This is a genomic window from Ruminococcus flavefaciens ATCC 19208 (assembly GCF_000518765.1).
In the GTDB taxonomy this organism is placed as follows: domain Bacteria; phylum Bacillota; class Clostridia; order Oscillospirales; family Ruminococcaceae; genus Ruminococcus; species Ruminococcus flavefaciens.
On sequence record NZ_KI912489.1, the window covers coordinates 4,652 to 28,707 of the forward strand.

Annotated in this window: 14 protein-coding genes; all 14 read right to left on the reverse strand. The window is 36.6% G+C overall.

Going from position 1 to position 24,056, the window contains the following annotated elements; translation table 11 throughout:
• The coding region (locus L870_RS16910; RefSeq protein WP_037271597.1) for a condensation domain-containing protein at nucleotides 1–1,357 on the reverse strand (1,357 nt) is incomplete at its 3' end.
• A gap of 248 nt (nucleotides 1,358–1,605) precedes the next feature.
• A complete protein-coding gene (locus L870_RS16915) occupies nucleotides 1,606–6,018 on the reverse strand; it encodes a non-ribosomal peptide synthetase (protein ID WP_051411450.1) in 4,413 nt (1,470 codons plus the stop codon).
• A gap of 51 nt (nucleotides 6,019–6,069) precedes the next feature.
• Complete coding sequence (locus L870_RS18475; protein WP_051411451.1) at nucleotides 6,070–6,765, reverse strand: 4'-phosphopantetheinyl transferase family protein; 696 nt, start codon at nucleotides 6,763–6,765, stop codon at nucleotides 6,070–6,072.
• A gap of 29 nt (nucleotides 6,766–6,794) precedes the next feature.
• Nucleotides 6,795–7,838 (reverse strand): HAD-IIIC family phosphatase, encoded by a 1,044-nt coding sequence (locus L870_RS0106830; protein ID WP_028517505.1) that lies wholly within the window; start codon nucleotides 7,836–7,838, stop codon nucleotides 6,795–6,797.
• A 12-nt stretch (nucleotides 7,839–7,850) separates the two neighbouring features.
• Entirely contained in the window at nucleotides 7,851–8,081 is a 231-nt protein-coding gene (locus L870_RS19245; RefSeq protein ID WP_028517506.1) for an acyl carrier protein, read from the reverse strand.
• 128 nt (nucleotides 8,082–8,209) lie between these two features.
• Entirely contained in the window at nucleotides 8,210–9,052 is an 843-nt protein-coding gene (locus L870_RS0106840) for a 3-hydroxyacyl-CoA dehydrogenase family protein (protein ID WP_028517507.1), read from the reverse strand.
• A gap of 67 nt (nucleotides 9,053–9,119) precedes the next feature.
• Nucleotides 9,120–10,094, reverse strand: coding sequence for an electron transfer flavoprotein subunit alpha/FixB family protein (locus L870_RS0106845; RefSeq protein ID WP_028517508.1), 975 nt, complete (start codon nucleotides 10,092–10,094; stop codon nucleotides 9,120–9,122).
• A 9-nt stretch (nucleotides 10,095–10,103) separates the two neighbouring features.
• Nucleotides 10,104–10,871 carry an electron transfer flavoprotein subunit beta/FixA family protein gene (locus L870_RS0106850; protein WP_028517509.1) on the reverse strand — a complete coding sequence of 256 codons (768 nt, stop codon included), beginning with the start codon at nucleotides 10,869–10,871 and terminating at the stop codon, nucleotides 10,104–10,106.
• An 18-nt stretch (nucleotides 10,872–10,889) separates the two neighbouring features.
• Nucleotides 10,890–12,029, reverse strand: a complete 1,140-nt coding sequence (locus tag L870_RS0106855; RefSeq protein WP_028517510.1) for an acyl-CoA dehydrogenase family protein — start codon at nucleotides 12,027–12,029, stop codon at nucleotides 10,890–10,892.
• 23 nt (nucleotides 12,030–12,052) lie between these two features.
• Nucleotides 12,053–12,733, reverse strand: coding sequence for a thioesterase II family protein (locus L870_RS0106860; protein ID WP_028517511.1), 681 nt, complete (start codon nucleotides 12,731–12,733; stop codon nucleotides 12,053–12,055).
• A gap of 39 nt (nucleotides 12,734–12,772) precedes the next feature.
• Nucleotides 12,773–14,530 (reverse strand): ABC transporter ATP-binding protein, encoded by a 1,758-nt coding sequence (locus L870_RS0106865; RefSeq protein ID WP_028517512.1) that lies wholly within the window; start codon nucleotides 14,528–14,530, stop codon nucleotides 12,773–12,775.
• A gap of 9 nt (nucleotides 14,531–14,539) precedes the next feature.
• Nucleotides 14,540–21,586: a condensation domain-containing protein gene (locus L870_RS0106870; RefSeq protein WP_028517513.1), complete on the reverse strand. Its 7,047-nt coding sequence runs from the start codon at nucleotides 21,584–21,586 to the stop codon at nucleotides 14,540–14,542.
• Nucleotides 21,587–21,636: 50 nt separating this feature from the next.
• The gene (locus tag L870_RS0106875) at nucleotides 21,637–22,797 is read right to left on the reverse strand and encodes an ACP S-malonyltransferase (protein ID WP_155250155.1); all 1,161 of its coding nucleotides are present in this window, start codon (nucleotides 22,795–22,797) and stop codon (nucleotides 21,637–21,639) included.
• Between the two features lie 585 nt (nucleotides 22,798–23,382).
• Nucleotides 23,383–24,054, reverse strand: coding sequence for an ATP-binding cassette domain-containing protein (locus tag L870_RS0106880; RefSeq protein WP_037271602.1), 672 nt, complete (start codon nucleotides 24,052–24,054; stop codon nucleotides 23,383–23,385).
• Nucleotides 24,055–24,056: the final 2 nt, after the last annotated feature.

Consider the following 24,056-nt stretch of genomic DNA (forward strand, 5'->3'; position numbering starts at 1 on the left):
CATTTGTTACGGTCTCTGTTTCGTTTATTCTTAAATCGTGTTTTTCCGATATTTCTTCGCATATTTTTTCAATACGCTCTAAGATCAGATCTATTTCTTTATCGCTGTATTTAGCGGGATCAAACATAATGTTAAAACGAAGATCACCCTCATCATAACAAATAATGCTGATTCCGTAGTTTGTCTGCTCTCTTGAATATTCCAGCGAAACCGTTTCTGTTTCCTGCGCAATATCACTGCTTTTCATTCCTGAACTATAATTTTCAAAAATAAAAATAACCTTGATAAGATCAGGTCCCTGTATAGTTTTGCTTTGTATTTCAGCAAGAGAACAATAATCGTATAAGCTGCTTTCGTTTCCCTGCTTCTGTATTTTTACAAGCAGATCGTCTATTGTTTCATTTTCTTCAACTTTCATTCTTAAAGGAACAGTGTTTATAAACAAGCCAACCATACGCTCTATTCCATTTATATGAGCGTTTCTTCCTGATACGACCTTTCCATAGACCACATCATCATTCCTTGTATATGAACGCAGCAGCATTCCTACAGCTGTTTCCGCAACAGTGTTTATTGTAACATCATTCTTTTTGGCTATATCACGGAGTTTAGCGGTTATTTCACTTTTTATTGCAATGCTCTTTTCAAGCATCTGTTCATCTGTCTGCTCTCCTTTAGCCAAAGGCGCAATATCACACGAGCCCTCATAACCTTCGAGCACTTTGTCCCAATAATCCAATGCTCCCTGCTTATCCTGCTTCTCATGCCACAGTATATAATCACCGTAATCAGCAGATGAAGCTTTTTCTTCTCTTATGATATTGGCAATATCCTGTAGATCAGTGCCGTCAACCAGCTTGTCATATATGTCAAAAAGCTCTTTAATAAGAACAGCATTGCTCCAGCCATCGGTAATAATGTGATGTGCAGTTAAAATAACTTTAAACGATTTCTCGCCAAGCTTAATGGTTTTTATTCTTATTAAAGAATCCTTTTGCAGATTAAATCCACGATTTTTATCATCTTTCAGTATCTGATTATATTCTTCAATTCTTTTTTCTTCATCATTATTTGTCAGATCAATGAATTCAGACTCTATTTCACGTTCTTTTAAAATGACCTGTTTGGGTGAATTGACATTTTCATAAACAAACATTGATCTCAGAGTCTGATGCTTTTCTGCGATCAATGCCAATGCCTGTCCGAAATACTCATATCTGAAGTTGTTTCTTATATCTAAAACGATCTGCATTATATATGCTGTCGATTTACTGTCATATATGTTATGAAACAACATTCCTTCCTGTAAAGGTGTAAGGGAATAAATATTCTCTATTTTTTTATTTACCTTAGCCATGTTTATATCCGCCTTTCTGCAAAGGGCCCCCTGCAATGATGAAATGATGCGTTCGCTTTAAAAAATGTGCTAAAAATTGAAGAATATATTATACTGCAAAATCTGTGTAAATGATCGCGGAGCTGCATAACAGCAACTCCGCATCTTATAGTTTGATCCTACGTAATGGGACGATCATTGCTAAACCCGTCAAAGTGTTTTATCTGAATATTAAATTGTAAATAAGGTAATGATATATGGATAACTTCTTAATCTAAGAGAGAATTAATAAAATCAAGTTCATCTTCATTAATTTCCTTGATCTGCATATCAGACAATGTCTTTACTTCTGAATTATTATTCATACTGCAATACTCTGCCAGCTCTGACAGACTCTTTCCATACAGATCAGCAAGCTTATCTGTAAATACCTGACCAAATCGCTTGTTTCCGCTTTTTATGGTAAATATCATCTTACTGCAGCGTCCAAAGCAATTGACCTCAAGCTCATTGAACACGTTTGCTTCATTTGCACACAAGCCATTTGAATATTCTGATAATTCAAATGCATTTTCGGAATATTCCCCAAGATAATTAAAGCACAATTCAGGCTCGCTGTCATGTTCGGCAAAACCGTATCCCATTCTTTTATCAGGCAGCATACGGTTTTTATCTTTTACAGATATTATAGTTTTTTCAATATCATCTGAATATTCCAGAGTAATGCTGTAAATATTTGTAAACCAGCCGACCGTCCTGTCTATTGAGATATCCTGTATTATCTCCTCTCTGCCGTGACCTTCTATACGCAGTGAAAGCTTATCCTGTCCTGTCAGCTTTTTCATTGCCATCGTCAGTCCTGCAATAAGGACTTCCTCTGTACTTGCACCGCATATATTTTCACTGTTATTTTTTATGATTTTTGCAGTTTCACCGTCAAGAGTGAATGTACTGTATCCTGTTTTTCCGTCAGTATAGTCACCAACGATCATATTTTCTCTTATTTCATCGGATACACTCTGCCAATATCTGTTGTTTTCTTCTGCATGATCTTCTGCATATTTCCTCAGCATCTGACTCCACTCAATGAAAGAGGCTGTCTTTTTGGGCAATACCACATTTTCGCCCTTTATAAGCTGATCTGCTGCTGTTCTGAGATCCTCCAGAATTATTCTCCATGATAAGCCGTCAACGACAAGATGATGTATACAGATCATCATTATTTTTTCATTTTTCAGACTGAATACCGCTGCCTTGACGAGAGGTCCGTTTGCAAGATCAATGCCGGACTGTATTTCTGTACACTTTCTTTCTACGAACTCATCTGCATTTTCCGATCCGCTCAGATCAAATTCATAATAGTCCGGAAGCTTACTGTCATTTATTGAAAGTATCTCAAGTTCTCCGTTTCTGAAAACACTTCTGAGTACGTCATGATGCTTGACGATCTCCTCCATCGCTTTCTTTAGAACAGCATTATCAATACCGTTTACATTTATCATCAGTGCCTGATTAAAATGTTCCTGATGCGGCATATGACGATTTATAAACGTATTTATGATCGGAGTTGTTTCAGCCTTTCCTGAAACTTCACCCTGAGCATATTCCGCTTCCGATGAAATAGGATTTATGAGAACAGCAAGCTGTTCTGCTGTTCTTCCGACCATTACATCTTTGACATTGACTTCATACCCGTAATCTCTTAATCTTGAGATTATTCTGACTGCTTTTATTGAATCTCCGCCAAGATCAAAGAAACTATCGTGTATACCGATCTTTTCAATGTTGAGTATATCCCCGAAGGCCTTACATACTGCACTCTCTGCATCATTTCTCGGAGCAACATATTCATTTGACGCTTTTGCCTTTATAACAGGCAAGCCCTTCCTGTCCAGTTTGCCATTGGGAGTTACAGGTATAGAATCTATGCGCATGATATATGCAGGCACCATATAATCGGGAAGATTAGCACTAAGCGCACTTTTTATACTATGTATACTTATATCACTGTCGCTTGTGAAATACGCATATATAGCCTTATCACCGTTGTCATCTTCACGAACTATTACCGCACAGTCCTTAATGCCGTCTATCTTTCTGATATGGCTCTCGATCTCTCCGAGCTCTATTCTGAAGCCTCTTATCTTTACCTGTTCATCTATTCTTCCAAGATACTCAATATTTCCGTCAGGGAGCCATCTTGCAAGATCTCCCGATCTGTACATTCTTCCCTCACCGAAGGGATTTTTTACAAACTTCTCTGCTGTAAGCTCGGGTCTGTTAAGATACTCTCTTGCAAGTCCGTCTCCTGCTATGCACAGTTCTCCCGGTACTCCTATTCCGCAGAATTTACCGTTGGAAACTACGTATATCTGTGTATTGTCGATCGGCTTTCCTATAGGTACCAGATTGACATCTGATTCCTGACAGTCATAATATGTTACGTCAATACTTGCTTCTGTAGGACCATAGAAATTTGCAAGCTTCATTTTCAGACCATTAGCTTTTGCAATACTGTAAAAACGCTGAACGTGTATGGTTTTTAATGCTTCTCCGCTTGCAAAGACATTTCTTAAACTGCTTATTTTCTTATTAAGGTCTTTTAAGTTTTCGATATATTCCTCAAACATTGAAAGCATTGACGGAACGAAATGCATTGTTGTAACATTATATTTCTGTATCGCATCACAGATCATCTCAGGCTCTCTTTCCCCTCCCGGTGAAAGAAGAGCACATCTTGCACCTTTTAAGCTCCACCATATTATTTCCCAGACAGAAACGTCAAATGTAAATGTAGTTTTTTGCAAGACAGTATCGCCTTTTCCAATCGGATACTTTCCGTCCATCCAGTTGATTCGGTTTATCAGACCTCTGTGTCTGTTGGGGACTCCCTTAGGCTTGCCTGTTGTACCTGAGGTATAGATACAATAGATAAGATCTTCGGGTTTATTTACGTGCTCGGGATTTTCAGACGCACCTTCCCAGACCTTATCATCTGCAAGGTCTATTATCGGTATTTCCGTATCAAGCGGTATATTCACGCTTGTATACCTGAGTATTGCCTTCGGCTTACAGTCACCGAGCATGAAGGTGATACGATCATCAGGATAATTTGGATCTATCGGCACATATGCTCCGCCTGATTTAATGATTCCATAGATTCCGCACATCATCTCAATGCTTCTTTCGGCTATTATCGCTACAAAATCATCGGGCTTTACGCCTAATTCACGAAGCTTGTGTGCAAGGCTGTTAGCCTTTGCGTTAAACTCGGCAAATGTAAGACTCTTATCCTCAAATACAACTGCACTGTTATCAGGTGTCTTTTTTACCTGTTCCTCAAACAGTTCAACAATTGTCTTGTCCTTTGGGTAATCTTTGGCTGTTCCGTTGAACTTATTTGTAATAAGCTCTTTTTCTTCATCAGTGCAAAGCTTGATATCGCCGATCTTTATGTCAGGATTGTTGATGATGCTTTCAATTATGCAGGTTATTCTTCTGTGCATAAGTTCAATTCCGTGATCGGAAAAAAGCGATGTACTGAATTCATATCTCATCTCAAGTTCATGATCCACATTATAGTCAGACATGATCAGCTGAAATGAATTCGCATTTGCTCTTGACTGTACCCATACAGGATCCAGTACATCAAATAGCTCTACCGGAAGATTCAGCATCTGATATGATACCAATAAATCCGAAAGTGATTTTTCAAATTTATAATCGCTGTTAACAATATCAAATTTACTGTGCTTCAGGAGCTCATATTCTTCTGCTTTATCATATTTCAGAAAATCACTGATCGTCATATCATTGTCGATCTCAAGTATAAGAGGTACAAATCTTGCAAAGGTACCTGTAGTATTTTTATAGCTCTTCTTTCTTCTGTTGTGAATAAGAACTCCGACCGATACCGATTTGTTTCTTGTAATTATGCTCTTATACAGTGCTGCAACGATATTGAAAAATGATGGTTTTCCAATATTATTATTAAGGCAGAAGTTATCAATACCCTCGTTTATCTCTTTTGAAAAAAGATATGTTATGCTTTTTCCCTGAGCTGCAATACCGACATCAGATTTGTATATAAACAAAGGAGAACCCGAATACGAACTGATCTTACTATCCCAGTATTCCTTGTCCTTTGCATACTGTTTTGATTCAAGGTATTTTTCTTCTTCATCAATGATCTCAAGAAAACTGTCAGCCTTTTCCAGCGGCACATAGCAGTCCCTAAGATTATCGCTGAAAAAATTCATTACAAGGCCCATCGACCAGCCGTCAGTTATTATATGATTCAATGTTAACTGCGGCCAGTAGATGTCAGCAGCTTTATTGTAAAAAACAACAATATTATAAAGGTACTTATCATATGCAAACAATGGCTTATTGCAATTTGCCTTTGCTTTCTGCATCAGTTCCTCTTCGTCTTCGCATACCACAAGAGGAAAGTCTGTATACTCGAATTCGTATGCGTCCTGTTTGGCTTCGCCATTAACGATACTGATTTTTATCCTGAAGGAATCATTCTCTTCGATAAGTTTATTCAAAAGATCATTCAGTACTTTATATTCATGTTTCTTTTTGAATGCCAGAAGCAGCGAGATATTATTAACACTCGAATTTTCAAAAAAGGTTTCAATTGAATACATTTCCCTTTGTGAAAATGATAAATTATACATTCCAAACCCACCTTACAACTTACTATTTTGCAGAATTACATTCATAGATATTTAAACATGATCATAATACTTATCTATCAAATCCGATGCACTCAGCATCTGAATTGATCTCTCACCTTTGAACACTTCTTTTTTGTCACAGCATACAGACATACAATATCCGTCATCAAAAGGCATCGAAAAAAACTGTTTATCAACTTTGACATCGTCCTTAAAGCATTCTGTCTCTTCATTTATCTCAAATCTGAGAGCCTGATCCATGCCTTTTAACCCTATCCCTGTATTTTTAAGATAGCATTCCTTCAATGTCCACAAAGTATAGAAATATCTGTTTTTTTCTTCCTCATTTTCAATTGAGATCAATTTATTGTATTCGTTAATATGAAAAAATCTTTCCGCTATATCCATTTTGGCAGAATCAATTTTTTCTATATCAATACCTACTTCATAATTTGAAAATGCGGCAGCCGCCCATTCTCCGCTGTGTGAAATATTAAAACCGAATTCAGGATAATCCGCAAAAAAAGGCTTTCCGTTTTCATCATATTTTATAGTTTTATTGCCTTTCAGCTTTTGATCAAATCCGTAATATAACAATAATTCGCTTAAAAAGCTTAATTTACGATCATTTACAAATCTCATTCTCTGAATTCTGACACGACGTTCAGATGAAATACATCTTAGATCAATATTATAAAAATCCTCATCGGAAAGATCTTTTATGTTTACTGCATATATACTTGTCATTTCTGCTCCATATACCGATCTGTGACGGATCAGTTCCAGATACTCTCGTCATCAATAAGCTTTACATAATCAGGTATGACACCGACAAAATCATCTGACTGCTTCAGAGATTCAATATCATTTTCCAGACTGACTTTTTTAAATCCGTTAAACTTGTATGTCACATACATGGAACGGTTAACATCTGTATGTATGAATTCCGCATAAAGATCGACATTATTCTTTTTAGCCATTTTTGAGATATAGTTGATAAGAATTGCTCCCACACCTCTTGACATTACTCTGCATGACATAAGAAGCATTTTTATAGTCCAGCGGTCTTTGCCCTTTTCTATAAGCGACAGTCCTATCTTTCCGTAATCACCGAAAACATCTTTAAGCTCGGCGATCAGCAGAACATATCCCGGATCTTCAGATAACTTCTTTAATTCATCGTATGAGAAAGTAATACCTGTTGAATTAAGCTGATGAGTACGTACTGTAAGCTCTTCTGCACGTGCCAGATCGTCCTCATGTACTTTATCAATAATGAACTTCATATCAAGCATTTTAAGGAAATCGACTTCTGTTCCTTTAAATTCATCTTTTGCCTTGTTGCGCTTGATATCAGTCTGATACAATAATCTTCTGTTTTTGGAATCGTTTGTGATATATTTCGGGATAAATGCATCGTTTTCAAGGATGCCGTCTATATCCGCTGCATCAACACAAAGCACCTCGGGTACGCTGAAATTCACTTCTTTTCTTTCAAACTCATCGTCATCAATAAAAGCAATGGAATCCATAGCTATATTTATATCATCGCGTATTTCCTTAATACCCTTGGATTTTGGCTCCCATGAGATCTGCGGATAAATAAACATATCGTCCAGTCCGAATTCCCTGAGCTTGTTCATTGCCAGAGTATAATCATTTTTGCTGCATATCGACTGTAATATGCCTCTCCGGTCAAGTTCTTTGATAATGCCGACAACATTCTGCTTTAAAGAAACAGCTCCGTCTTCCGAAAGGATACCGTCCCATAAAGTATTGTCAAGATCCCATACGACGCACTTTATTTTTCTTGAATCCATATTATTATCACCTTATTTTGTCTTGAAAGCAATATAATCTGCAATAGCATTTACTGAATTGAAGTTATTCAGATCAAGTTCATCATTATCAACTTCAATATCAAATTCGTTTTCAATAAAAATAATAAGCTGCATTGCAAACAGTGAATTTACTGTGCTTAAAAGTATATTATCATCATCACCGAATTCCTCTGTCTTGATAAAATTAGCAACAAACTTTCTGATTTTCTCCTTGATTTCCATCTTTTTTTCCTCCTGATAATGTGTTTTTTGATAATTCTGTTTTATATTAATCACCTGACTGCAATATACTGCATCAGTTCAAAATATACTGTATTGATATTCCGATATTATTCAATATCAAGCTGTTCTTAATAATTATAAAAACCTTTTCCGCTTTTTCTTCCAAGCTGACCTGCATCTACCATTTTTTTCATAATGGGTGCGGCTCTGTATTTGGGATCATGATAGTACTCGTACAGTACGTCCAATGAGTAAACGACCGTATCTATTCCTATAAGATCAGCTGTTTCCAACGGACCCATTTTATGTCCGAAACACTCCTTGAATATTGCATCAACATCTTCGGGAGATGCAACTCCGTCCTGAACTACCATAGCTGCTTCGTTCATAAAAACATGAGATACACGGTTAGAAACAAAGCCTGACATATCATTTACGATGATAGGCTTTATGCCCGCAGAACCTAAAAAGTCAGAAACACTTTTTATTGTCTCTTCTGATGTATAGCAGCCTCTTATTACTTCACAGGCATTCTTCATGGGAACAGGATTCATAAAATGAGCTCCTATGACCTTTTCCTTCCTTGAAGTATATCCTGCGATCTTTGTGATAGGGATACAAGATGTATTTACAAGAAAAATACAATTCTCATTGCAAATACTGTCAAGTTTGAGATAAACCTCTTTCTTGATCTCGATTTTTTCCGTAACGTTCTCGATCACATACTCACACTCGCCAAGCGACTCCAGCTCCGTTGAAAAAGATATCTTTTCAAGAACTTCCTTGTAATCGACCTTTTTTTCGCCGCCGTTTACAAGATTATAGCCCATAATACTGTTCTTGATGTTGCGTCTCATGACTTTTTCTTTGCCGGGATCAATATCAACGACGCTGACATCATATCCGTACTGAGCAAATCTGTGAGCAACACCTGTGCCGATAACTCCTGCACCAATTACTCCAATTTTCATACATTTCTCCTTTTGTTTTTTCGCCGATAATCCGACTGCCGCTTTTATAAGCAGCCTTCATATCACATTATTGTTTCTGATATTCAATTATTTTTTTGATCTCTTTTGTGATCTCTTTTGCATCACCTACGACAGCATAATCGGCATAATCAAAAATCGGTGCATTTTCGTCCTGATTGACAGCGATCACCTTTTTTGCATTTTTAATCCCGACTACGTGCTGACAAGCTCCCGAAATTCCAAGTGCAACATAAACATCAGGCGATATACTTATTCCTGACTGACCTACCTGATGCTCCTTGTCGATCAATTCATCTTCAACAACAGCACGTGTACCGAATACCTGTGCATCAAAAAAAGCTGCATTTTCGTAAATAGTATCCAGCGTTTCCTTATCAGAAGCACCTCTTCCGAATCCGAATGCGATTTTTGAAAATGTGCTGACAGACTTTTCCTTTTTTTCGCAGGATATTACTTCTATATCATCGGTAAGCTCAAGGTCGGCACCGCTGCTGTCAAAAAGCTCGATATTTTCCGCTTTGGGCGTATCGACCTTATTTGGCAGGAATACGCCGTCCTTTACCGTGCAGGATTCGGTCTCGCAGTTTACACATTTTATCTGTACGATCGCGGACGAGTTGATCGCAGCTCTCTTATAGATAAATGCTTCTCCGTTCCATTCAATGTCAATGCACTCCGCAGTCAGGCCCATCTCATGTTTAACAGACATTGATGCCGCACATCTTCTGCCTAACTCGCTTCCCGGAAAAATAATCATCTTAGGTCTGCTTTCTGCAATGATCTTATCTGCAATCCTGCAAAAATCAGTGTGCGAACAGCCGTCATATTTACATAAGAGAACTTTATCTGCACCGTATTCAAAAACGTTCTTCAGTTCGTCATTAAAATTTCCTATACAAACTGCTGTTACAGTACAATTGCTTTCTTCCGACAATTCCGATGCCTTGGATATGCGCCCATAAAAGTTTGCATCTGAACAATTTGTAAAACTGTCATTTACAACCATTATTTCTCTTGACATATACTCTCCTTATACACAGCTACTATTGATGATATTGAAAATGGCTTCTGCTTTTTCGCTCGTACTTCCTTCGATCAGGCTGCATTCCTTTTTGTTTTTATGTATCGAACAGCAGTTTAATACTTCCGTAAAAGAGCCCTTCATGCCGCACTTTTCAGGGTCTGCGCCTATTGAATCAACATCAAGAACGTTGACTCCCTTTCGCTTTGCCTGCTTCATTTTAAGCAGACTTACATCCATATATTTCACGGTAAAATCATTGTATATTATTACCGCAGGCAGCTTAACTTTTATGACTCTGCTCTCGTTTTCATCAGATGTACGCAGAACGACATGATCCTCTCCTATTTCCTCTATATTACGGACGTTGGAGATACATTTCATATTCATTCTCTGTGCAATTCCGTATGCGACCTGTCCTGTTTCACCATCAAGCGACTTGTAGCCGCAAACAATAAGATCAGGTCTGTTTGCTTTTTCCAAGGCTTTGACGATAGCATAAGAAGTTGCAACCGTATCTGCTCCCGCAAGTCTCTTGTCAGACAGAAGATAAGCCGAATCCGCGCCTATAGCCATGCACTTTATAAGGCACTCTTCTACTGAATTTGTACCCATGCTGAAACAGTTTACTTCTATTTCGGGATTTTCCTTTTTAAGCCTCAATACATCGTATAATCCGAAAATATCATACGGATTCGGTATTAAATGACTCTCATTATCTGAACTTACAGATAATAATTCACTTTTTATTGCTTTTATGCAAACTGTAATATTCATAAATACACACCTTATTGATCAGCATACTTGATTTGATGCAATTCCGTATATGGTATTTCTCTGCATTTCGTTGGTTCCCGAATAAATACTGCAAGCTAACGCATCTCTTAATTCTCTTTCGAGCTTATATTCCGTACAATATCCATATGCACCAAATATCTGCACTGCCTCACGACAGGTCCTGATATACGCTTCACTTACAAACAGCTTAAAAATTGATGTTTCCAAAAATGCACTTTTCTTCATATCCTTCATCCATGCTATCTTATACATCATAAGCTTTGCCATTTCGATCGACGACTTCATATCAGCGATTTTATGAGATACAGCCTGATTTTCACCTATGCTCTTTCCAAACTGTTTTCTCATTTTAACCTGCTCTATGCAGCGCTCCATAACTCTCTGCATAGCGCCTATATGAGGAACAAATTCGTATAAACGCTCCCACTCAAGGGCCTGTGTCATAATTATAGATGCATTATTGTATGCGCCGAGAATGTTTTCCTTCGGTACTTTACAATTGTCGAAAACCAGTTCGCTCGTCGGGCAAGCTCCCAAACCCATTTTTTCAATATCTTTTCCTACCTTTAAGCCTTCGCAGGTCTTATCAACAACAAATGCAGTATACTTTTTATACGGTTCGCTTTCCGTAACAGCATAAACTACAAAGACATCTGCGATCGGACCGTTGGAAATAAACATTTTTCTTCCGTTAAGAATATAATGATCTCCCTCTTCCTTTGCAGTAGTTCTCATTGATAATGCATCTGATCCCGAATCAGCCTCTGTAATTGCAATTGCTCCGATTTTCTTTCCTGCGACCATATCTTCCATATACTTCTTTTTTAACTCTTCACTTCCGTAAAGATATATCAGATTCTGACACACCCAGATATGGTTATTTACAGTAAATACAAAACCGTTATTCTCGCAGGCATAGCCTAATGCCTCAAACGCAACGGCAGTGGTAAGATAGCTCTCAGCCAGTCCGCCGTATTCCTCTCCGACAGTAATTCCGAGGAGTCCGAAATCTGCAACTGCCTGAAACATTTCCGGTGAATAAACTTCTAAATATTTTTCGTCATTCAGTTTTTCTTTTGCGAAGGAAATAATTTCTCTTCTCAATTGCTTCTGTTCTTTGGTAAGTTCAAAATTCATATCAATACTCCTTTTACAATAAATCAGCCCAGATATTTATTTATAATATCCGAGACAGCTTCGATCTGCTCATTGATAAAAAAGTGATTTCCGTCAATGTGGTAATAATCGCATTCCGATTCAAATACAGTATCCCAGTTTTTTATATTTTCTTTTTCCTTGTTGCTGTATACGATAATTCCTTTTGATTCGATCTTCTTGAAATCTATTTTTGCAACATATTGTTCTATAGCTCCTAAATCTGCTCTGGCCATGGGTATTACCAGATCCATCAGTTCATCTGACTGAAGGGCTACCTCAGAGGTACCGCCGTAATCTCTGAGTATTTCTATAACTTCATCACGGCTGCAGTTATAAATATCATTATTTTTATATTTATATCCGGGTGACGGACAAGCACACAAAAACAGCATTTTCGGAAGTCTGCATTTATTTTCAGCCAATTTGAAATACACCTCACGGCATACCAGTACCCCCATGCTGTACCCTAAAAGGCAATAGTCTTCATCTATGCCTTCTTTCATTATATTCCGGTAAACATCGTCTGCAAGCTCTTCAATAGTCCTTAACAGAGGTTCGTTTATCCGAAAACCGTGTCCCGGATAATCAAATGATATAAACTTTGCCAAAGGCTCAACACGCCTCTTTGTTTCTATATATGTCCTGCTGTCACCAATTGCATATGGAACTGAAAAAATTTTCATTATTACTGCCCCTTTATTATATTGTACACACAGAATCAATCAAGTATCCTGTGTGCTTCCGCAATACGTATCTCCCTTTTTATTATCATTTTCACGATTATTTCTGATATAAAAATTGTGATAAAAATACTCTTTTTTGCTGATAAGTTTTTCGTATGTATCGAATTCTCTGATAGTTCCGTTTTTCATAACGATCACATAATCACTTTGTGAAAACACCTCGGGAATTATATGATGAGTAATAATAATACGTGTCACGCCCTGTATCTTCATAATATAATCCTGTATATTCATAGTATTAATCTGATCCAGAGCTGATGTAGGTTCGTCCATTATCAGGAGTCTTGACTGCCTTAAAATACTTCTTGCAATCGAAATCCTCTGCTTTTCTCCGCCTGATAAATTCTTTCCGTTTTCACCGCAGATATAATCATTACCTGCTTTTTCGATGAGCTTCTCAAGCCCCGATACCTTAACGGCATTCCTGTATTCTTCATCTGAATAATCCTGATACATCGTTATATTATTCTTTATTGTATCATCAAATACAAAAACATTCTGTTCAACTACGGATATCAGATTATACAGCGAATCAAATGAGATGTCTTTAATATCAACACCGTCAATACTGATTTTTCCTGTATAATCGGAATAATATCCAAGAAGCATATTTATCAGAGAGGTCTTTCCCGAACCGCTTTCACCGACAATTATGTAGCTTTTGCCATACTTTATATCCAGTGTTATATCCTTCAGTATTTTATTGTCATCTTCAACGGACAGATTAATGTTTTCAAATGAAATGTGATCATTGAATCTGCCTGTAACTGTATTCTGAGTCTTTGGAGTGCACATATCAAGTATTTTTTCATTCTTCTCTATCAGCGCCATAGCTGCTCTTTTGTCCGCAACCAGACCTCCTATTCTTTGAACAGGAGAAATCAGTGAAGCAAGCAGCTGTACCATTCCTATCATTACACCAAGCGTCAATATATCCCTGAGTGTAAGATAAGCTCCGATACCAAAAACCAAAAGATATATCAGATACGAACTTATATACGATACGCAGCTCATGCTGTCCAAAAGCAGTCTGCTGAACATTTTGATCCTCTCAGTATTATTGCATTTATCATCATATATTGAGACTATCTCCTGTTCAACTGTATATGACTTGATCGTTGAAAAGCCGTTAAGGATATTCTTTAAATATCCGACAAAGGACATATTTGCATTTGATACTTTTTTCTCGGCAAGAACGACTTTTTTTCCTATAAAAGCTGTTATCAGTACCGGTATCAGACATGAGCCGATAACTACAAGAGTAACCAATACATTCAAATATATCATTGATATAAGTGACATGACGATCAATAAACTAAACTTATATATTGTAAAGCTGCCAAGAAGATATTTTACTTCGATAGTATTCGTATCATTTGTAAGCGTACTGAGAACATTGCTTATATTATACTGTTTAATAAAGCTTATATTCTTTTCCATAAGCCTTGCGAAGAAATACCTCTTATACTGTATAATAGCCTTGGTAATATATTTCTCCTTGAAGTAGTTTCTCATAATAAATACGATCGACACAAATATAATGTAAAAGATAAACAATATGATAATATCATGTATTGCTTTTTCGTCCTTCTTAATTGCAACATCTACAAACTCTTTTACAAAAAATCCCAGAGCGATCTCAGAAAGAGTTTCAAAAGTAAGAAGTATATATGTCATGTATTTATTAAACAGGTTTTTATGCTCGAATTGTTTTAAAGCGACACTTTTTTTATTCATATAAAAACATCACTCCTTACAAAACAGCTCTTTTATAAGTGACACATTATATTCAATATACTCTTCATCGAACATTTTAAAATGTGTTCCTTTTCCCTTAACCATATACACATCTGCTGAAGTAAGCTCTTCCCATTTCTGCCATTTACCGTTGTTATCATCAGCGCATATATATTTAATGCCGCATTTTACCTTTTCGGATAACAAAAGTTCATTATAATACATAAGATATTTCCTTGTTTTTCCTTCATACTGAACGAATTCATCGGAACTCAGTCCTGTTTCGGAAATTATCTCTGTATTTATTACAGACATCACCTCATCAACATCAATAAGATTCTTTCCCTGCGGTTTGCTCGAATCGACCATAACTAAGGTCTCTACTTCGACATCATTTTTTTCAAGCGCAGCGCATACTTCCATTGCAAGACTTCCGCCCAGCGAATATCCAAGCAAGGAAACCTTTCCGCCCTGTGAAAACTGCTTTATAATTTCCACATAGCTTTCAATTCTGTTTTCTTCAATAAAATCAAATGAGATTATTCTGTAATCGCTCAGATATTTCGATAATCTGAAGTAAAACGCACTGTAAGCTACAAAAGGCGGGAATGCAAATATAGTTTTCTCTTTATCAGGATTAAGGATAATATATCCTTCGTCACCTGTGTTATTATTGGTTATCTGATCTATTCGTTCTGCCATTTTTTCAAATACAGAATAAATGAAAACATCACTCAGCGGTATTTCGCAGGAAAATTCCCGTCTTATAAGATTGGCAAGCATAACAGCCTTGATCGAATATCCTCCAAGATCAAAGAAATCATCATTGACTCCGATCTGATCCGTACCAAGTATCTGCCGCCAAAGCCCACTCAGCTTTTTCTCGGTATCCGTCTTATAAGCAACAGTTCTTGTATTATCGGCTTCTGACGTAGCCCGCTTTATCTTTTTTGTATCAATTTTGCCGTTATCTGTCATTACTATCTCTTTGACCTGTACTATTTTCTTAGGAACAAAGTATTCCGGCAATCTGTCTGATAAATGCTTCTTTATGCTGTTTATATCAATAATTGAATCGGAAACGAAATACGTTGTTATATACTTATTATTCTCGTCCTCATCGACCACACTTCTTACATTCTTTATCTCAGGGATCTCCAGCATACAGTTGTCTATTTCCGAAAGCTCTATTCTGTAGCCGTTTACCTTGACCTGTTTGTCAATTCTTCCCTTTAACTGGATCTCATTATTGTCAAGCAGCCTTCCATAGTCTCCTGTATGATATACCTTCTTTAATTCTCCGTTACAGTCAATATACCGGAATTTTTCAGCAGTAACATCATCAGCGCCTATATAACCGCCCGAAACGCCCGCACCTTCAACACACAGCTCTCCGTAAATACCCTTCAGAACAATTCTGTCACTGTCACAAATGTATATAATATTATTGTCTATGGTTTTACCTATGCTGTCGTTAAAGATCTCATTTTCTATCTCATACTCTGTAAGCTCCTTAACGCTTGTTCCGACAGTTGTTTCGGTAGGTCCGTAATGGTTTACAAAAGCCGAATTAACAAATATACTTCTGCTTCTTTTTATATCCTTGATTATCAGCTTTTCACCGCCGAGGAATATAAGCCTTACACCCGGACAAACATTCTTGTCGCTGCTTATCAGATACAATGACAAAAGAGTCGGAGTCATTTTCATGAATGTTATGCCGTTTTCGTTGATATACCTGTAGATATACTGAGAATCCAGATACATCTGCTTGTCTACAATATGCAATTCAGCACCGCATGAAAGCGTTGTATATAATACAGTATATCCCAGATCAAAACACATTGACGAAAGCATTACAGATACATCGTTTTTATTGATCGAGAATTTGTTTATTATGAAATCAACGTAATTATTCAGGTTCTTATGAGATATCTCAACACCCTTGGGTTCTCCTGTAGTTCCCGAAGTAAATATCACATATGCAGCACTGTTGGCTACTGCCAGAGAGTTGATATGCATATTTTCATACTGCTTGACATCGCTAAGATCATAGCTGTTTTTGGTACAGTTAAAACGTATCTCGGGATCATTTTTATCAATTGTGAAAACTACATCGTATCTGTACTTTGTAAGCTCGTTCTCAATAGTCGCTATTTTGCTTGAACATTTTACTTCCTTTATTTCACCGCAGATACCCTGTAAATTATAAAAATACTCCCTTGAAACAAACAGCTTGGAATCTATATTGTCCTCATTGAATTTTTCAGAGCTGTGCTTTAAGCTCCAATATGTCTTCAGTTCATTCCTGAACTGTTCCTTGCTGTCAAGATCCATAACGTCACCAATAAAGATTATTCCGTTTTCCTTCATAAGTGAAATACATTTTCTGATTATCTTATTAAGGTAATTGTGTCCGTGAAAACAATGAATAACGCTATTGATTATAATAATATCATACTTTCCGATATCAATAGTATCAATATCATGTGCAGGCATATCAAACAGCCTGATATTGTTGATCTTTCGGTCTATAGCTATCTGCTCATCTTTTTTAATGATCTCTGTATTAAGGTCGGTTCCTACATATTCTGCCACATACTCGCATAAGCGGAACATAGTCAGACCTGATGCACATCCTATCTCCAATACTCTCTTATCAGGAGACAGATACGGCTTTAGCTTCAGGAATATATTATCTGAGTATTCCTGCATTTCAGCCTTTGTAAAGAATTCATTTGTAAAGCTGTTTCTCCAGCCGCCTCCCATGATCTCATCATCAGACTGTTCTGCAACCACTGACCAGAGCTCTTTGTTCATCAGAATGTTTTCTTCGCTCTCATCAATTCCTGCACTATCATAGCTGTCAAGGCAGACGGTACTCTTTAAGCATTTGTTTTCCCATAAAAGATCATTAACAAGTTTTATTGAGCCGCTATGATATATAATAGCCGAAACGCACGATGTTCTTACGATCTTTTTGATCCTATCCTTTGGATAATTGCAGTCGATTGGCACATAAGCCGCTCCGCACTTCCATATTGCATAAACAGAAGCAACAAAATCCACACTATTCTCAAGGAGTATGGCAACACGATCGCCGCTTCTTATACCTAATCTGAAATACAGGAATGCAGCCAGCTCATCTACCTTCTTGCCGATCTCTTTATACGTTAATGAAGCACCTGCTTCAACTATTGCCGTTTTATCCGGCAAAGATGATGCAGCAAGCTCAAATTTCTCAAGTATGCTTTCTTCTCTTATATCAGTGTTTTTCTGACCTTCAAGAATTGAATACTCACATATATCATCAAACATCAGGCTTCCGATTGCATCTGAGGAATTGTCGATAAGTTTTTCGGTCAGCTTGAAAAATCTCTCTACAAAGGTATCAATAGTGCTCTGCTTAAATAATCCACTATTGTACATTACTCTGAAAAGAACGTCCTCTTCTCCCGGAAAAGCATGAATATCCAGCTCAAATCTGCATTCGCTTGTTTCTATCTCTATTTCCTCAAAGGTCACATTATCCATATAATTGGTTTTATCCATGTGATTATTCTGCATCGCAAACATTACATCAAACAATGGATTTCTATTTATGTCTCGTTTGCTTACGACCTTATCAACAAGCAGCTCAAACGGATAATCCTGATTTTCATACGCTGATAATATACTGTTTTTGACTTTCAGGATACTTTCATGGAAGCTTGAATTATCGTCTATTCTGTTGCGAATTGCGATAGTATTTACAAAAAGTCCGATCGTATTATCAAAATCACGGTATTTTCTTCCTGAAATAGGAGAGCCTATTACATTATCTTTCTGATTTGTATATATCCTGAGCATCAGGCTAAGTACAGTCATAAAGAAGATATATTCGGTAATACTTTCTTTTTCTATGAACGCTTTTACTTTTTTCCAGAGTTCCTTTGAAAGTGTATAGTTACTGCTTTTACCGACAACTGTTACGATCTCACTTCGCGGAAAATCAGTAGGAAGATCGAGTGGCTGTACTTCATCTTTATACATTTCCAGCCAATACTGCTCCTGCTTTTTAAACACTTCCGATTCGATAAAATCCTTCTGCCATGAGATAAAGTCGAAATAATCAAATTCGTTCGGCTGTAAAGGCCTACCCGAATATATAGACAGTAATTCTCTGATAATAAGATTATTGGTAAAACCATCAGAAGCAATATGATGACAATTGGATATAAGCACACTGTGACCGTTGTTATATTTTAGCAATGTCAGCTTCATCATAGGTGCTTCATCGAGCTTGAAGAGATGAAGATACTTAACAAGTGAAAGAGTGCTTTCGGAACTATCCCAAGCCTTGTTCATTTCAATGACATCTATTCCTTCATCAACATCATCAACAACGATCTGATAGATATCATTGTCTTCAAAGACATATTTTGTTCTTAATATCCTGTTTCGCTGAAGAAGCTTGCGAAAAGCACTATCAAGCTTCTCTATGTTAATATCACCTGTTATCAATACCGGTATAATATTGTTGTACGCATAAGTATTATCGAAAAGCTGAGATAACGCATACATTCTTTTTTGTGCATTTGAAAGCTCGTATCTGGACTGTATCGGTACTTTCTTTACAGCATAGATACCTTTCTGGTCACCGTTCAGAACAGCATCAAGTATCTTATTTTTTATCTCGCCTAAATTATTTCCCTCATAAAACAGCACTACAGGTATATCAACGTGGAATTCTTTTCTGAAAATAGCAATACAATGCATTACATCCACAGAGTTTACTGAAAAATCATAAATATACTGAGTATCGGAATAATCATTTGATAAGACTTCTTTAAAGACCTTATCCATGAAACCGATAACATAGTCCTTATCAAAGGTAATATTTTCATTTTCGGCTGTTTTACCGCTGTCCGACAGCATCATATCATTATTCTGATACAGGTTCTTACGGATAAGTTCAGACGCATCAAGGCAGTAAAAATCCCTGTCATAAAAATATGTAGGCAGAACTATTTTCTTTCTGTTTTTATATATTGACTTACCTGCATTTATAGACGGTCTTGTTCCCGAAGCAATGAATTTACAAGCTATATCCATTATATCATTAAGCTCGTTCAAAGCCATTATTTCGATACCGTACCTATCCGCTTCATTTTTCAGCAGATCAAAAAAGGTTTGGTCGGGACTAAAAACAATTACTCTGACACAGCCGTTTTCATAGTACTTCTTCAAAAGAACATTTACTCTCTCTGCTGTCAGTGACACTGAATTATCAAATTCATTATTTTTAAGCATTTCCTGTGCTTTTTCATTTGAATAGCTTTCTTTCCAGTAACCTGCAACTATTTTTCCCGCGCCGATACCTGTAACAATATCACTTTTGATCTCAAAGCTTTTCAAGCTGTCAGCAAGGAACTTTTCCTTCTCAAAAAATTGCAGAATGCTGTCATCAGAAGAAGTGCTTTCAGTATAACAATAATTTTCAGAGCTGTCATAATTACAGAATATAAATGCTGTTTTTCCCTTTAAATCGCTTTTTTCTGAGATATGAGCCTCATCTTCGAGCGCTTCGTTTATCCTTTCGATAAGTTCGTTAAGATCATGCACCGTTACGCAAAACATATATTCCATATGTCTTCTGCCGCAGTTAAGCGTTGCTGCTATATCGTCAATCGGTAAATCCGGATTTTCCAGAAAATGCTCCTTCAGTCTCTTCAGCATATAGAACAGGGATTTCCTTGTTCTTGCTGAGACAATGATCATGTTTTTATCATTCTTTTGTTCGGGCTTATCATTATGTTCATCATAAGCTTCGACTATAACATGACAATTGGTTCCCGTTAATCCAAAGGAAGATACGCCTGCAATAAGCTTGCCGTTCCAGTCCGCTTTTTTAGTGCACACATATAAACATGACTTTTCAAATTCAAAATATCTGTTAGGATAATTAAAATTGAGTGAAGGAACAGTTTTTCTGTGCTCCATCATAAGAACTACTTTAATAACGTTCAAAAGACCTGCAACCGCGCCTGTATGTCCGAAATTGGACTTTACCGAGCCTATTCCAATGACCTGTCTTGGTATGTTATACTCGCTGAATGCACTGTCGATGCCCTTTAATTCGATCGGATCACCTATTTTGGTAGCTGTACCGTGAGCTTCAACGTATGATATCATGGTCGGATCAACGTCTGCATCTTTTATAGCCTGCTTTATTACTTCAGCCTGAGCATTAGGGCTTGGCGAAGCAATTCCGTTCGACCTGTGACCGTTTGAATTTACGGCTATACCTTTTATGACTGCATGAATATTATCATTATCTTCTATTGCCTTGTTGTAGCTTTTGATATATAAAACAACGCCGCCTTCTCCGTTAACAAAGCCGTCTGCATCATCAGAAAACGCTCTCGTCTCAAGCTTATCGGACATTATTTCATCTGTGACAACTGCTTCATTTTTTATAGGCAGCAGAATGATACTTGCCGCACCAACTATAGCCTCATCTGTTTTGCCTAATCTTATATCGTTTATAGCCTGATTAAGTGCAACAACAGAAGAAGAACACGCAGTATCAAGGCAAAACGCCGGACCTGTAAAATTATATGTATACGCAATTCTTGCAGCATTTGAAGCATCTAAACCATTTATAAATTCGTGTGGATCATCACTATTATAAAGCTGTTTATAAATATTGCTTGTATTTCCTATATAAACGCCCACATTCTTACCGCTTAATTCATCAGGATTATATCCTGAATCCAGAATGGCATCTTCCGTCATTTCGATCAGAAGTCTCTGCTGTGGATCGAGATATTTTGCTTCTTCCTTACTTATCGAGAATAATTCGGGCTCAAAAGAGAAAATCGAATCAAGAAAAGCTCCCTTATCATATTCAAACGGGAAATCAGCATCGCTTATCTTTTCTATCTCCTTTTTTCTGCTTTCGGGAAGTTCACCGAATGTACTTATTCCTTTTTCAAGCATTCCCCATAGTTTTCTGTAATTATCTGCTTTTGGCAGCCTGCACGACATTCCGATTATTGCTATATCTTTACTCAATCTAAACCCTCCAAAAATCGAATCAACTGTTTACGGTATAATAGCGCATATTATTCATAAATAAAAGCTTGCTTCGTTCTTTTTATCATATCTGCATAGTCTTTAATTACTTTCATATCTTTTTCAGAAAAATCAATTCCTTCATCAGTATATTTTTCATAGATCTCCTTCATTTTATTATACGGAAAACAAACCTTATTATTATAATCGTCTTCGTCATAGTTTTTCATATTATTCTTTAAAGCAATAACATCACGGATATATTCTCTCACGATACGGCTGTTTTCAATACCCTTTTTCAGATAATTCTCCTCAAATTCTTTTATTCCTTCAGGTGTATCCAATGAAAAAGTATTTTTCATAATAGTGTTATTTATCATCAGCTCTGTCAGAATTGATTTCGGACCTACTTCAATAACGCACTCACATTCCGAATTTTCAATTTTCTGCATTACTTTATCCCAGCAAACACTGTTTGTCAGCTGATTATAAAGATTATGCGGGATTTCATCTTTACCTGAATAAGCTTTTGCACTGATTCCCGATAAAACAGGAAAAGCCATATCATTAAAACTGAAATCACGTATATACTCTTTCAGCTTGTCTGCCGCCTCAGACAGTAAAGGACAGTGAACAGGTCCGCTGTTAAACATCGGAGTAATACTGAATTCCGATTGTTTGAGCTGTTCAAACAGCTCATCATATTCTTCATCTGTACATGAGACCATAAATTGAGAAGGAGAATTGTAACATGAAATATATATATTATTACTGCCAATTCTTTTTATGATTTTTTTCAGACTGTATTCATCAGCATCGTCTATAAGAATGCTCTTTCCTTTAGCTTCATTTATATACAGGCTTCTGTAATAAACAAGCTTCAATGTTTCTTCAAACGACATAGCTCCGCTGCATAAAAGCGCGGTTATCTCACCTAAACTGTGACCTGTTGCAGCAATCGGAACGATATTATTGCTCTCGATATAAACCTTGTACATTATATAGCTTGCAGTTAAAATGGCAGCCTGAGACACTTCCAGCTTTGAAAGCTTCGCAAGGCTTCCTTTAAGACAAAGCTTTTTTAAATCAAATCCAAGTATCTGATTTGCCTGTTCAAATATCTCATTTGCTATTGGATAATTATCGCATAATTTCTTGCACATTCCAACATATTGTATGCCATTTCCCGGAAATACTAATATATACTTCATTTCTTTTTCGTATGAAATTGCAGTTACCGAATAATTGAGCACTTCTAAAAGCTAAGCTTTTACCTTTTATGTTATCCTCATTCTCAGTTTTTAATATAATGCAATCTAAAAATCATACTTCTCCTTATATCATATTTTACAGGACTTTTAGAAGAGATCCCATATCAAACTCTTTATTACTACTTAATAATACGTAATATTAATGCATCGTTATTATAATAAAAAATCGGTTTTTTCATTTCACAGTAATAAAAACACTAATGCAATGCTTACAATTTAAAGCTCTACATAAAAGCTGATATCCTCTTTTAGAATAATGCTTACTTTCTCATTTTCATTGGTATACTGTTAAGCTTAATAAAAAACTACAGTATGTCCGACAAAACGAAATCATAAATATAATCTTACTCGCGGAACTGCTTGCTGAAAAAATACTGTGATGAAAAAACCGAATAATAGTATATTATTAAATTTGCAGTTAAACCGAATTGTCTGATATATTGGAATAAAATACCAATATATTTTCCGTTTGACTTTAAAAGCTGCCAAACGATAAGCTTTCATTTTAAAAATATATAAGTTACATTATAAATATCTGTCTTCAAGTACAAGACCGTCTTTTATTGTGATGACTCTGCTTCCCATCAATGCCATCTCATTGTTATGAGTTACCTGAACAACAGTAGCTTTTTCTGTTTTATTGATCTCTAATAAAAGCTCCATTATTTCATTGCCTGTTTTACTGTCAAGGTTGCCTGTAGGCTCATCGGCAAAAATGATCTCGGGCTTATTGATCAGAGCTCTTGCAATTGCAACTCTTTGCTGCTGACCTCCCGACAATTCCCCGGGGAAAGCATTGAGCTTGTTTTTCAAGCCTGTAATCTCTACAAGTCTCTCAAGCTGTTCATTGATCTCACTTTTTTTCCTTGATGACATAACAGCAGGAAGAATAATGTTTTCACGAACAGTCAGATTATCGACAAGATTAAAAAACTGAAAAACAAATCCGAGTGTACTGCATCTTTTATTGTCAAGTTCATTGGTTTTAAGCTTATTTATATTTTCTCCCTGTATCAGAACTTCGCCGCTTGTAGGCTGTTCAATACCGTCAGCTATGTACATAAGTGTACTTTTTCCGCTTCCTGACGGTCCGACAATAGATACAAATTCACCTGATTCAATAGATATATTTACACCTTTTATTATTTCAGTATTATTATATTCTTTATGAATATTTCTTAATTCAATTACTCCCATAA